Consider the following 14,264-nt stretch of genomic DNA (forward strand, 5'->3'; position numbering starts at 1 on the left):
CTTTTTATTTGATTTTAATTGTAACCTGGATTTTGAGGGAAATTATCAGCTCCCATGTTAATAACTTCAGTTTCTGGAATTGGCCATCTCACAAAATGCGGATTGTTTGGCAAATTGGTTCTACCGCCAATAGAGGCTGTAATTTCTGGATCGCCAGCATAATTGCGCACTTGCGAAATCAGTATACCCAACCTTTTCAAGAAATACCATCTATCGCCTTCAAAAGCCAACTCCCTAGCTTGTTCGTCAATAATGTCTTTAATGGTCAGCGCACCTGTAAACTCATCATTACCAGCTCTTTGCCAAACCTTGTTATAATATTGTTTCGCTAACGTTTGGTTACCTTTCATCAAAGCGGCTTCGGCACCGATGATGTAGGTTTCGGCCAGACGATACACGATCAGGTCTTTGTAGCTGCGTGTTTCGGCAGGTGTACGGGTCCAAATATCACCGTATTTGGTACAACCAGGATACACAAACCTATTTTTGTTGCCACTTTTGTACAACGGGAAGTAATCTCCAGGATTTACCGTAACATTGCCATAAGCAATTGGCGAAGAGGTAGTGTTTTTGTACCTGTGGATATAGAATGAATTGTACCTTTTATCTTTCAACTGATTGTAAAGAGAGAACAAATAAGGGCTCGGCAGGCATCTTCCATAAGTATAGCCCCAATTTTCGTAGCTACAGGCATATTCTGCCGTGCCACCAATTTCTGTTCGGTATTGGGCAATAAAATACGCTGCAAAATAATTGCCCAATGGGGTGTTATTAGAAAGGTTTCCTCCCGGATTTTTACTCCATTGCTGTACCATTAAAGCTTCGCTATGGTTCAAATCTCCAGCATTAAAAACGCTATCTAAAGCCACCAAACGATATTGTTTAGATTGGTCAATTTGAGCTACCTGATCTAAAGCGGTATCCCAATCTTTGGCCCATAAAGCTACCTTTGCCTTCATGTGACGGGCAGCTGCTTGGTTAAACCTGCCGGGCTCTGTTGATTTCCAAGATAGATTAGCTATAGCATAATCCAAATCGTTGTAAAGCAAGCCAAAAACCTCCGCATTGGTAGCGGCTTTGTAGTTTTTAGGAGCATCTACATTTTCCCAAGTAGTAGGTTCAGTATTTAGCCAAATTCTATCGTAAGTGCGGTACAGCAAAAAATAAGCTTGTGCCCTAAAGCACTTCGCCTCGGCTACAGTGGCCTTCAAGCCTGCTGTTTCCGGCAATTTTGCTCCTGCAGCAATAATTTCGTTGGCCTTACCTATAATTTGGTACATAGTGCGCCACATGTGCGCTGCCTGCGATGAAGATGGTCTTAAGTTGTTGGGATCGTAAATACCAAAATAGTTACCAGTACCACCATTGGTAACTGCCAAATCCGTTCCACGTTCCAAAGCAAAAATGGTGGCGTTTTCGGTATCATTGGCATAGGCACGCAATAAGGAATAAACTGCACTGGTAGCTAACTTTAAACCACCTTCGGTGCTGTAAATGTAATCTGCAGAGTATTTAGTCAGATTTTCTTCTTCTAATACTTTAGAACAAGAAACCAGTCCGGCACTCAACAACAAAGCATAAATTATATTTCGTTTCATATTTCTGTTCTTTTAGAATGAAAAATTAATGCCGAACAAAAGCGTTCTAGGTTCTGGGTAAGCCCCCGCATTTTGTTCGGGTCCATAGGCTTGTACATCGGTAATGGTAAAAACATTGCTCATGGTGCAAAACAGCTTCAAATCATCTAGTTTCACTTTTTGCACCACACTTTTAGGCATTCTGTAAGAAAGCGATATGTTCCTTAACTTGATATAATCTGCCTTCTCATAAGCAGAAGAGGCCAGAAAAGCAGGCGTTTGTACAAAGTTTGGTGCAGGAGCCGTTTGAGATGGATTATGGATGGTCCAATAGTTTCTACGGATACCATTTCTTTTGCCCGTTAAATCTCCTCCCGTTTCGAAAGTGGCCAGGTAAGAATTGTAGCGGTAACCGCCATATAAGTAGTAAAAATCTAAGGATAGATTGAAATTTTTATAATCGAAACTAGTGATCAATGAGGTTAGCCATTTGGGGTCTCGCTGGATAATTACCCTGTCGTCTACCGACACCACACCATCGCCATTTACATCCCCCACCCTTATACTGCCAGGTTTGGCAGCTGGCATGTGCGAACCAGCAATATTATCCGTTAACTGCCAGATACCATCAAAACGGTAGTCGTAAGAAACGTTCATCGACTGACCGATAAACCAATTGTTGTTCAGATCATTTTTAGGGTTTCCATTGGCATCCAACGAGCCATCGATTTTTTTGATTTTATTCCTGTTCAACGTAAAGTTCACATTCACATTCCATTTAAAATCTTTTTTCTCCATCAGTGTTCCGTTTACCGCAAGTTCGAAACCACGGTTTTGTACGTGTCCCAAGTTTACCAACTGACTGCTGTATCCCGTAGTGGTAGCTAAAGAACGTTCTACCAACAGATCGGTGGTTTGGGTATCGTAATATTCGATGGTACCATTCAATCTTCCTCCAAAAAAACCGTAATCTAAACCAATATTGGTAGAAGTAGAAGTTTCCCATTTTAGGTTGGGGTTAACCAATTGCGAGTTGGGCAAGTAACCTACCTGCGTGGTGTTTCCAAACTCTATCAGATAACGGTCTGCCAGTCCTAAAGTGGTGTAAGGGCTGATACCCTGGTTACCCACTGCACCGTAACTTACCCTCAGTTTCAAATCGGTCAAAAACCTAACATCCTTTAAAAAGTTCTCTTGTTTTAACCTCCAAGCTACTGCGGCAGCCGGAAAATAGCCATACTTGTTGTTGGCGCCAAAAACAGATGAACCATCTACCCGTACCGAAAGGGTTAATAAATATTTACTATCGAAATTATATCTCGCTCTTACCATGTAAGAAAGCAACTTTCTATCCGACAGTTCATAGGCCATTGGCGAAAAAGTGGTAGCAGAGCTGATGGCATTGTAAGACAAATCATCGTTGGGAAAGCCCAAACCAGTATTGCCAATTCGTTTCCATTGAATACCGTTGATACTGGCCATTGCCGTTGCGTCAAAATGATGCTTGTTGATATCTTTGTTGTAGTTTAAGATGGCCTCCACAATGTAATCGTTATAGGTACTTTCCGAAACCGTGGCCTGCCCACCATTGTTACGACCAGTAGTATGCCTGATCCCCAGATAGGTATTATCTTGCACCCTACGATTGTTCAAGCTGCTATTTAACCTGAAAGAGAAATCTTTATTGATTTTCCAATCGGCAAACAAGTTCATGTTCAGCCTATCGGTAATACTCAAATTATCAGAATTGTTGATGTTCCAAAGCGGATTGAAATGCGACTCGCCCACTTCGGTAACATCTTCTCTCAAAGAACCATCTGCATTGTAAACTTTAGCCAAAGGCGGCATGGTAATGAAAGAATTAAAACTACCATCGGCTATATTGCGATAAGATTTAGTGAAGGCGATATTTGCACCCAATGAAATGGTTTTAGATAAAGTTTGGTCGATATTCAACCTGCCCGTAAATCTCTTAAAATCTGATTCTGGCACCAAACCATCTTGATAGAAATGCCCCAAGGAAAGTGCATATTTAGTTTTTTCACTACCCGACTGTATCAAAACGTCATTTTTGTTCTGGTAAGCGGTACCTATCATTACGTCTTCCCAATCTACATATTCTTTAGATCGGTAAACCTCGCCCATCACACCCCTGAACGCTTCCTGCTCATCGTAATAACCATAAGCGTTATAAAAAGCTTCCTTTCTATACGCAGCCCATTGTTCGCCGTCATAAAATTCGAAGTTGCGGAACAAGCTTTGCGCACCTACGTAAGAGTTTACATTAACCTTGGTTTTTGAAGGTATACCACGTTTGGTAGTAACCAAAATTACCCCATTTGCTGCCCTGGCACCATAAATTGACTGAGCAGAAGCATCTTTCAAAATCTCTATATTGGCAATTTCGTTGGCGTTAATATCATCTATACTTGCTGTAGGCACGCCATCCACGATATATAAAGGGTCATTCCCGGCAGACAAAGACCTTCTTCCCCTTATGAGAATACTTGAACTTCCGCCTGGAGAATTATTACCAGCAGTTACCTGCACACCCGGTGCAGCGCCCCTTAACATTTCGCTTACGCTAGTGGTTGGCATTTTATTGATCTGCTCTGTAGTTACCGATGATACAGAACCAGTCAAATCTTTACGTTTCTGTACCCCATAACCCACCACAACCACTTCATTTAAGCGCTGGTCTGTAGCAACCATTTTCACTTCATATTCCAACTTATCTTCGAGCTTTAAGGTAAATGGAGAAAAGCCCAGCATATTGAAAGTTAAATCGGTATCAGCGGCAGTTACTTTAATTGTAAAATTCCCATCTGGGTCACTTAGGGCAGCTGAGTTAGAAGCGTTTGCTCTAATGGTCACACCAGGCATAGGTTTAGCTTCTTCGTCCAACACTTTACCTCTGATGATCCTCTCCTGCACCCCTGTAGTTGCTTTTACGGCTTTCTTAATCACTACCGTATGATCTTGGATCACATAGGTTACACCCAAACCGCTTAGCACTTCGCCAACTATTTTATCTACAGTGGCATTATTAAAAGTTCCTGTAATACGTTTGGCTTCGTTAATATCTAAGGGAGAATAGATGAATTTTAAACCCATTTGCTGGTTCAACTCTTTAAAAACCTCTTTAATTGTAGTGTTATTAAACGATATGGTAATCGCTTTTTGACTGGCCCACAACACATTTGCATTTACAAAACTCAGCAACAACATCAAACATAAAGGTTTTAAAAGATGTCGTAGCGAGTTCTGTGCAGCGTTTTTACACCGCAATAATTGTTCTTGCATACAAAGCTATATTTAGTTTATTCTTGATTATTCGTTTGGAACCGAGCACAAAACTTACTTCACATAAATTTTACTACCGCTCCTGGTATATTTTACATTATTGGTTAGCTCAATCATCTTCAGTGCTTGGTCTACACTATCGTACCTACTGATCATACCAGTAATTGGAATATGCCTGATGTTTTTGCTAACTACAATCTCTTCGCCGTACCATTGGGCCATTTCCTCCATCACCTCTTCCATTTTCTCATTTTCAAAATAGAACAGGCCTTTATGCCAAGCTTCTACCTTGTAGCCATCGGTAGCTTTGGTAATGAGGATTTTAGGATCTGTACTGCGCAATGAAGCCTTTTGATCTGGCTTGAGGATGACCGCTGTCTGGAAATTATTGTGTGTCAATTTCACTTTGCCCTCTAACAGGAGTACATCTTCGTTCACTTTATCAAAAGAATTGACGATGAATTTGGTACCCAATACTTCTATAGTTTGGAGTGCAGTTTTCACTACAAAAGGCATATAGCTATCCGCAGTTTTCACTTTTTGAACATCAAATAACACCGTTCCCTCGATTTTGACCATACGCTTACCGGCCGTAACTGGTAAAATTTCCAAGGTCGAATGAGGATTTAACCATGCTTTGGTTCCATCGTGCAGTTGGAAAGCAAAAATTCGGTCACTGGGATTTTTAATCTGGTTGATGCTCGTGCGATCGCTTCCAAAATCTGCTGGCAGTAGAAAAACCTTCTCGCCTTTGTCTGTCACTCGCTGTGTGAGCCTGCTGAACATCGTGTCTTGCAGATCGTAACTTTCTCCATCTCTAAGCACAATTATTGGAGAGTTTTTTTCATTTTTTGCCAAAGCATAATTGCTTTCCTTAGTAATAAAATATTTTTGTACAACATAAGTTGAGGCTATGCCCAACAACACAAAGCAAGAAGCAATTTTTAGGAAAGTATAACGACGAGGTTGTAGTTTCACTACATTGGTCGAAATATCTTGATCAATATTACTTTTGATATCTGCGCCGATCATGGCAAGCTTCTCTTCCGAAATGTTCTCATCGGGAATGGAGTCGTAAAAATAATCGACGAGCGTATTTTGTTCAGGAGTAGATTTCCCTCTTAAGTATTTATCTATGGTTGATAAAAACCTATTTCTAATAGATTTTTTGGACATACAAGTTTAGGTTTATTTGGTTCCCTTTAACTAGTAGTCGTAGAAAGCTTACTTAACTCCCAAAAAAAAGTAAAAAATGTGTAAATAGTGCAGTACGCAGTAAAAGCTTCAGCTCAGCCGAGGAGTTAAGCAATTGGTTCTGAACAGTTTTAACAGAAACATCTAACCGCTCGGCAATTTCCTTATTGCTTAGACCTTCTTCATATTTCAACTTAAAGATTTCTCTTCGTTTTGCAGGAAGTGTTTCTGTCCAAGCTTTGAGCGCTGTAAAAAATTCTTTTGAGATCAATTGCGAATCGGCATCGTTGCTATCTCTGATCTGCTCGATAAAATTATCCAGCTCTACAAATTCGTAGCGGGATTTACGAAACTCGTCCAGCACCTTAAATTTTACGGCTTGCATTAAATAAGCCTGCACATTTTGGATATCCCTTGCATGACGTTTGTTCCAAAAGTCTACAAAAACCTCTTGAACGATATCTTTTGAAAGATCTTCGATTTTTAATTTGCTGTAGGTTTTGATGTAAAGCTGTTTCCAGGTCCTAGAATAGAGTTCATCGAACGCACGTTGGTCATCTTCTTTTATACGCAAAAGAAGTTCTTCAAGTGTGTATGAAGAATAACCGATGTTCATAGCTTAAATTTGGGGGAGAGTTGGTTGCCGACAATATTATAAAAGATTGTTTAAAATTACAAGCTTAATCCGCAATAGATAAGAAAGGTTTTCGGACTAACAGGAAAACGACTGTATCTCACAGTAATTGCAATTTTTATATCCAACTACGGGATTTGATTGACGCAAAACTTTTCTATTCAACATCCTCTCCATTGAAATCTGCAATGGTTTCTGTACTATTTTTTGCGAACAGCATACCACCTGTGGGAGATATCTTATCGGTGCACATTTTTGGGCAGTTGACCGCTGAGAAAGTATTATTAGTCAAAGGAATACCAAAAGCGGCTGCATGAATACCATTAGCTACTCCGGCAGCCCCGCCTTGTTTCAACAAAACCATATCAAAATTCTGTACATTAAAAGGCTGTCCACCAACATTAGTAAAGTAATTAGAATTTTCTAATCTTAAGTCAAGTATTTTATCTGTAGCATCTGTATCTTCCACATACCCCGACATGGTATATTGTACTCTAATTACAATCAAAGTACTGGCCTTTAGTGTACGCCAAAATGCAATATTATTAAATTGGAACTTTCCACCACTGGCTGTGAGCTCAGTAGCACTAGCGGTACAGCCTGTAAAATCCTTAATGATCAAACCTCTTGCATCTGTAAAATCTTTGGTAACCAATAGTTCTATTACATCGTTTTGGCCCTGCGGACTGGTGATCCCAGAGTTATAAATTTTATTGATGACTATGTCTTGTTAAAAGACCTTGATTGTGCTGCATAGTAGTAAAAAAGATAAGAATAGCTTAGTTTTTATGAGCGTCATGTTTAGTTTGTTTTATTATTAAGACTTTTATTTTTAACCGAGAGAACGATGAGTGTAAACGGCTATTCAAATAGCAAAGAAAATAACTAATTACACGCTAAAAATTAAGCCCGAGCGGTTATTTACTGTAGGCGTGATTTGGGCATGGCTTACCTGCGAAACAAGCCCTACCAAAAGGCAAAGCAGGAGAACGATAATTTTTTTCATGAATGAGAGATAGTTTAAATGGTTGATCTAATTTAGAAAATTTAATCTAAATTAACAACTTAAAAGAATAACTGAATAAACGCCGCATCTATCAAAACATTAATATTGCTATCGGTCACAGCAACTCCAAAATTTTTCTGATCACAAAAGCCAGATTCATCGCTAAAGTATTATCTTAGTAACAAAAACATCATCATGCTCAAAAAATTAATCCTCTCGGCTGTGGCGCTTGCCTCAGTTTCATTTACCCAAGCACAACAGGTAAATTTATTATGGAGTACCGACAGCGGAATGGGTTCTACCTCTAACTCGCTTGCCCGCGGCAGCGAAGGTCAAATCTTTAAGCTAAGCCTTGTACCCACATTTAGCGGGGGCATATCCCTAATACCAAAAATTACGGTGCACAATAAAGAATTGAAAGAGACTAACCAGCAGTCCATCTCTATAGCCGATAAAGAAACAAAATCTAGCGGTATACTTACCACTAAGGACCACCTCTACTTTTTTACCAATATGTATGACAAAAAACTTAAAAGTACAGGCTTCTATTGCCAGGCCTTAGACATCAATTCTTTTAAAAACAAGGGAGAAAACACCAACCTCATTAGCCTAGCTGCCGATAAGGAGGCTCAACAGCCCATTTTCAAATATCAACTTTCTGCGGACTCTACCAAGTTGCTGGTAACAGGCGCTCCAAATGATCGCTCTGGAACTGGAAAATATTACCTAGGCGTTTATAATGAAGCAATGAAAAAACTATGGGATAAAACTATAGACTTACCCAATAAAGGCAAAGATATGGTAGTGCTTAACGAAAGCATAACCAACGATGGCAGGGTAGTACTTTTAGTGAAGCATTTTGATAAGGGAACACCAAATGAGCATATTACACAAGGTGGAAAGAAATTACCCGCTTATAGCACCAAGCTATTATGGTTTGATAAAGGGGAAACGACCCAAAAAGAACTACCATTGAATACTGGCGATAGATTTATCCACTCTATAGCCCTAGCTAAAGAGGAAAAAAACGAATTGACCTTATTTGGATTATACCAACAAAAACCCGAAGGGAATATCAATGGCTACGCTGTTTTTAAGGTAACTGATAATAAGGCCGAAACCACAAATACTGGCGAGTTTGCGGCTACGCTGCTCCAAAGCATGGAAAAAGATGAACAGGGTAGCAACAACAAAAAAGATGGCGGATTAAGCCCCTACTTTAAGTTTGTGAAGATGGAAACCCGAGAAAATGGCGACCGCGATTTCTTGCTTGAGTTTACCAAAGGCAGACTTACCCCTACCGGTTTTACAGTTGGGTCAGACCCAAGGGCAAGCTCAAGACCGAGCGCATTGATATTTGTACACGGCAATATCATCGATATCAACATTAAAGCTAACGGAGAAAAGTTGATTACGAGAATTCCAAAATCCCAGGATGTGGCAGATCTCGATCATGTATCTAGCTTTAACACTTTGGTGTACAAAGACAAGCTATTGGTTTTTTATAACGATGCCAGTGACAATTTAAAACAGGATATCGCTTCTAAACCCAAAAAGACAAATTTTGGAATAGGTGGCAGAAAACTTTTAGGATCAGTTGATGCAAACTTGGCCATGGCTATTATAGATGCCCAAGGCAACGTATCTAGGAAAATCATCATCGACAGAAAACAGACACCGCTTATTCCGGCCGTAAATGCTTCGATCAAAATGTCTGCTAACCAATTGGCATTTTATGCCATAAACGGACGCAAAGAATTAATCGGATTACTTGAAGTGAAATAGATTTGATTGTAGAATCGTTGGGAGATACAGTTTTTAGGAACTTCTCTCCTCTGGCCTAAGCGGACGCTTAGGCCTATTCCAAAAACTTTATTTCCAACAGGCCTTTCTCTCCTGCATAATCTCTTGCACTACTATAAACCCACTTTAGCGCAAGTCTTAGCGCCTAAGGTCGAGTCAGAGCCCGACTTGTGCTTCTATGATCTACAATAACATTATCTTTAAAACTCCCCTGCCACCTTCATAATCTATGGCACTACTATAGATGTATGATGATGCCATGCTTACCAAGCCCGCCTTTACTGGGTTTTGATGGATATAAGCTAACTTCTGTTGTAAAACACGAGTATTATGGAGATCTAATTCTATTGGATGGTTATCGTGTTGCCAAAACTGATAATGGGTATTGTTACTATTGCCTTTTCCTGCCTTTGCAAATAGAAATAACATCCAATCTCTCCTGCTCTCTACAATGTTCGCCCTTATTTCTTTTAATATCCGATAAGCAGCATATTTTTTCATATCTCTCATGATATGCGCTAAACGGCTACCTACATTGGCACTGATAATCATATGTACATGATTGCTCATGATGACATAGCTATGTATCCTTAAACCCTTCTCTTTTATACAATAAGCAAATATTTCTATCAGTATATCCTTATAGACAACCCTTGTAAATACATCTATCCAACCTACCACCGCAAAGGTTACAAAATAAAGTCCTTCTGGATTGCTAAACTTATACTTGATGCTCATCTAGTCTTAAAGATAAGACTTAACATAGATTAAACCAAGCTATTGCTAACCTAGCACAAGTCAGCCAACCCTCAAACCTATTCACAAGACTTGCGCCATTAGGGTACAACTAATCTAAGCGCTCACGCCGAAACACAAACCTTACGTCAAGGAGGGAAAATAAACTATTACTTTAAAAATATCTTCTCCAGCTCAATTGGTAACATCTTGAAGCCAAAAAAATACTTTAGATAAGTGGCATTAAGATTTACACAATAATTAGGTGTTTCAATAGGTATCCAAAATTTGCTTTCTATCACTGCATCATGACCTACTTGTAAGTAACCTGTTTCACACAGTATTTTTAAATCTTCATTTTCTCCAGAGTCAATATTTGTCCCGCCTACATCAAAAAATTTATATTTACCATATCTAAACTGTGATTTATCATATATCCATGATTTGTTTCTTTTTACTAAGACCACTCCGGTAAAAACCATATATCCATAATTTAATTGAACATCTATGCCAGTTTTATTTAATGGATGCCCATCCATTATAGTCAAATTAACATAAGGCATTAACATCTTATCATCGTTCAGCAAATAGTCCTTAAAAAAAGATTCGGATGTATTTATAAAATCAAAAGATTCGTTAAAACTAAATTTCATATTATTTCTTTTTTAAAATTACCTCGTAAACATCTCCTGTTATAGGCTTTCCAGTTGTTGTTTTCATAAGTTTCTTTTCAGCTTCACTAATTAATGCTTTCGATTTTAAAACTTCAAAATTTTCGAGCCCCTCCGCCGTTCCTTTTAGTATCTGATTAAAATACTTATTGGATTCTGTTCCTCGAACTGTAATTGTCCCTCCTTTTTTTAGCAATTGAGAGGCATCAGCAATATAATCTGAATAACCAAACGGATTATTAGCAACAATTTTATCAACTTTGCCTGTTATATTGTTTTTTTTGGCCACTTGCACAAACTCTTCAATAGTACCTTTAAATCCAGCCTCTGCCACAGGATCCACATTTAAGGCTCCTTTGATATTAGATTTTTGGCCGCCAAAAAAATCGAGAATAACAGGCTTGCCAGATTTAATTACCAGTCCAATAGTAGCTGAAAGAATTTCCCCCATGGCAGCACCTGCAACTATACGAACCCCCTCCATAGTTTGATCTGAATCTTTCTTTATTGCCCCTTTAGCTATTTTGTAGCCGCCAAAAAGCATTACACCATCCCAAAATATAGTTGCCAATCTTCCTGCTCCGCCTGTTAAAGCACCACCAACAAACAAAAATGCATCAATATTATGCTGTCTTATTATCGCATCTGCATTTTTAGGATCTTTTTTATGCAGGTCCGCTTCATAAGCCCTATTAGAGGATACGGCTTGGGCTATCTGAAAAGGAGTCCCCTCTAAGCCATCAACATCTATCATAGCGATAGGATTGTTACTAGAAAATTGATATGGTGTCAAGGCAGCGTATTCTCTAGTTAGAGGATTCACACTCAAGAACTTACCAATCCTCGGATTGTAGATCCTCATTCCATAGTCCTGCTGGCCTCCCTCTCCCTTACCAACCTCATTATCATTCTCCTTGCCGTTAAATCCATAACGGTAACTGCCCCCTAAGTTAAAATTTCTTCCTGGCATTTGGCCACCAAAGGCATAATAATCATTGGCACTTACTACTTCAGCTTCGTAACCACCACCTGTAAGAGGTACACGCTTGTCACTTATTACGGCCAGTACGTTACCCAAATGGTTACTGAGTTCAAAGAACTTATTGCCCACGTCATTCCAGACCTGTTGGGCATTTCCCGTAGCTAAAATAACATTTGGTTTCCACATACCCAAACGGCTACTGCCATAAAGTTGTTGCTCACGCCAATACAAAGGGTTGCTATCTTGTTTATCGTATACTGCCAGAGTATTGCCCTGGGCATCGCGTACATAATAGGTAGAAGTACCATCGTAGGTTTTGCCAACACGGTTGCCCGAGGCATCATATTGGTAAGCAATGGTCTTATCTATGGTTTGGTCGCCATTTAAATCTTTGCCAATGCTTTTGATTTTGCCATATACGTTCCAGTCAATGCTTACCAGTCCCTCTTTCCGATCTTTAATCAAGTTACCGATACGGTCGTAAACATAGTTCGTTGGGGTTTGGTGGTCTATATCATTTGGATAGTTATTGGTATTATCTTGTGTATCAGCTACACCAGAAAGCTGGTTGGTAAAGGCAACGGCATCACTTGGAACCGCATCTTCTGATGGACGATAGGTGCCCTTGGTTCCATCCGCTTTTATGTAGTAGTACGAATACTTCAGGTTATCCATATTTAATGGCATACCGGCAAAAGTATTGTTGCCCTTTCGCTGTAAGGTTAAAATATTACCATTGGCATCGTAGGCAAAATTCTCTCTAAAATCTTCTAGCTTATTGGGTGTCCAAATATTGGAAGTGGAGTTAAGCCCCTCATAAGTGGTAGTTTGGGTAATCCGGTTAAGCTGGTCGTACCTGTAGGCGTACTGTAATGCTGGGCCTACTTTAGGGATGTTAACGCCCATCATAGCTATGTTGCCGTTATAAAGTGGTTTAAATTCGTTGGCTGTATAACCACCAAAAAACGGGCGTGTACTGTTATAAAATGTACCAATAGGCACATAATCATTTTGCCCGTAATAGTGCAGTGTGTAGCTATAGGCATCTTTACCAATGGTACTTGTAGCAGAGCCATCACGGCCCATATCTATGTTAGGGTTAAGGTTGGTACTGTTTACTCCTTTTAGCCATCCTTGTAGGGTATAGGCATAGTCAATGCCCTGTACCTTGTTTTCTTCGTTCCCAAGTTCCATACGGGCCAATGGGCCATGCAGGTAATAACGATAGGTAGCATCTAAACGTTTGTTTGCACCCAAACTACTACCAAAACCTCTGGCATCTATATTGGCAGAAAGCGCCGACCAGGCTTCGGTCAATCGGTTTTCTGCGTCGTAATTGTATTTATAGTAAAAGGCATCATTATTTCCGTGCTGATAGGCCAAGAAATTTACTTTGCCACTTACCAGATCGTATTCATAATCTAGCTTCTTAGTACCCAAACCAGCTATCTGCTGATAGAGTGTTTTTACGTTTCCCGCAATATCATAGCTATAATAAGAAGCATTAATGGCGGCAGTACCAGGCTATTTCACATAAAAAAAGCTCCCCATTTTCATGAGAAGCTTTGTGGGCCATGATGGGCTCGAACCATCGACCAAAAGATTATGAGTCTTCTACTCTAACCAACTGAGCTAATGGCCCATCAAAAACGTATTTTGTTTTTGCGAGTGCAATGTTACATATTTGCAACGAATTTTGGAACACAAAAATGGAAAAAATTAAAAATATTATCTTCGATTACGGCAATGTAATATTCGCTATCGATTTCTTGAAAACGCAAAACGCTCTGTCACAATTAGGTATCCCTAACGTTACACAATTCTTTGCCCACAAAGGGCATAATCAATTATTTGATGATTTTGAAACAGGTAGCCTCTCTCCTGCCCAGTTTAGGGATGGAATTAGAAAAGCAGCCAATAAATTGGACCTTACAGACCAACAGATAGATGATGCATGGAACAGCCTTTTGCTTGGCGTATCAGGTAACAATCATGATGTGCTGTTAGAAGTAAAACAAAAATATCGTACATTCCTGTTAAGCAATAACAATAAAATTCATTACGATTGGATCATTGCCTATCTGCAAAAAGATTTTGGATCTAATAATTACGATGATTTTTTCGAAAAAGCTTACTTTTCTCAAGATACTTCAATGCGAAAGCCCAATGTAGAAATTTTTGAGATGGTACTTAAAGAAAACAGCCTCAATCCAAAAGAAACCGTATTTATTGATGATAGTCCACAGCATATAGAAGGCGCAAAAAAGGCTGGTTTAAATACTTTATTAATGGACGTACACCCCGAGAAACTGCGTGATTTTTTAATCCATCACAAATTATTATAGTATATTTAAGGGTA

Annotated in this window: 10 protein-coding genes and 1 tRNA gene; 2 read left to right on the forward strand and 9 right to left on the reverse strand. The window is 39.3% G+C overall.

Features of this window, described 5'->3' with window-relative positions:
• Positions 1–14: 14 nt before the first annotated feature.
• The 5 genes from OVA16_RS16190 to OVA16_RS16210 all read right to left on the reverse strand — a co-directional run bounded on the left by OVA16_RS16190 (position 15) and on the right by OVA16_RS16210 (position 7,363).
• On the reverse strand, positions 15–1,598 hold the full coding sequence (locus tag OVA16_RS16190; RefSeq protein ID WP_267761532.1) for a RagB/SusD family nutrient uptake outer membrane protein: 1,584 nt from the start codon (positions 1,596–1,598) through the stop codon (positions 15–17).
• 12 nt (positions 1,599–1,610) lie between these two features.
• A complete protein-coding gene (locus OVA16_RS16195) occupies positions 1,611–4,880 on the reverse strand; it encodes a TonB-dependent receptor (protein WP_267761535.1) in 3,270 nt (1,089 codons plus the stop codon).
• A 54-nt stretch (positions 4,881–4,934) separates the two neighbouring features.
• Complete coding sequence (locus tag OVA16_RS16200) at positions 4,935–6,056, reverse strand: FecR family protein (RefSeq protein WP_267761537.1); 1,122 nt, start codon at positions 6,054–6,056, stop codon at positions 4,935–4,937.
• 52 nt (positions 6,057–6,108) lie between these two features.
• A complete protein-coding gene (locus OVA16_RS16205) occupies positions 6,109–6,690 on the reverse strand; it encodes an RNA polymerase sigma factor (protein WP_267761539.1) in 582 nt (193 codons plus the stop codon).
• Positions 6,691–6,865: 175 nt separating this feature from the next.
• Positions 6,866–7,363, reverse strand: coding sequence for a hypothetical protein (locus OVA16_RS16210; protein WP_267761542.1), 498 nt, complete (start codon positions 7,361–7,363; stop codon positions 6,866–6,868).
• 546 nt (positions 7,364–7,909) lie between these two features.
• On the opposite strand from OVA16_RS16210, the gene OVA16_RS16215 reads away from it, so the two are divergent.
• Entirely contained in the window at positions 7,910–9,499 is a 1,590-nt protein-coding gene (locus OVA16_RS16215) for a hypothetical protein (RefSeq protein WP_267761544.1), read from the forward strand.
• Between the two features lie 201 nt (positions 9,500–9,700).
• On the opposite strand, the gene OVA16_RS16220 is transcribed toward OVA16_RS16215, so the two are convergent.
• The 4 genes from OVA16_RS16220 to OVA16_RS16235 form a co-directional block, all read right to left on the reverse strand.
• Complete coding sequence (locus tag OVA16_RS16220) at positions 9,701–10,255, reverse strand: REP-associated tyrosine transposase (protein WP_267761547.1); 555 nt, start codon at positions 10,253–10,255, stop codon at positions 9,701–9,703.
• 167 nt (positions 10,256–10,422) lie between these two features.
• On the reverse strand, positions 10,423–10,905 hold the full coding sequence (locus OVA16_RS16225; protein ID WP_267761550.1) for a hypothetical protein: 483 nt from the start codon (positions 10,903–10,905) through the stop codon (positions 10,423–10,425).
• A gap of 1 nt (position 10,906) precedes the next feature.
• Complete coding sequence (locus OVA16_RS16230; RefSeq protein ID WP_267761552.1) at positions 10,907–13,345, reverse strand: RHS repeat domain-containing protein; 2,439 nt, start codon at positions 13,343–13,345, stop codon at positions 10,907–10,909.
• A gap of 128 nt (positions 13,346–13,473) precedes the next feature.
• Positions 13,474–13,547, reverse strand: a tRNA-Ile gene (locus OVA16_RS16235).
• Between the two features lie 67 nt (positions 13,548–13,614).
• Between OVA16_RS16235 and OVA16_RS16240 the strand changes: the two genes are divergently transcribed.
• Positions 13,615–14,250, forward strand: a complete 636-nt coding sequence (locus tag OVA16_RS16240) for an HAD family hydrolase (RefSeq protein WP_267761555.1) — start codon at positions 13,615–13,617, stop codon at positions 14,248–14,250.
• Positions 14,251–14,264 lie beyond the last annotated feature (14 nt).

Source organism: Pedobacter sp. SL55, assembly GCF_026625705.1.
Classification (GTDB): Bacteria; Bacteroidota; Bacteroidia; order Sphingobacteriales; family Sphingobacteriaceae; genus Pedobacter.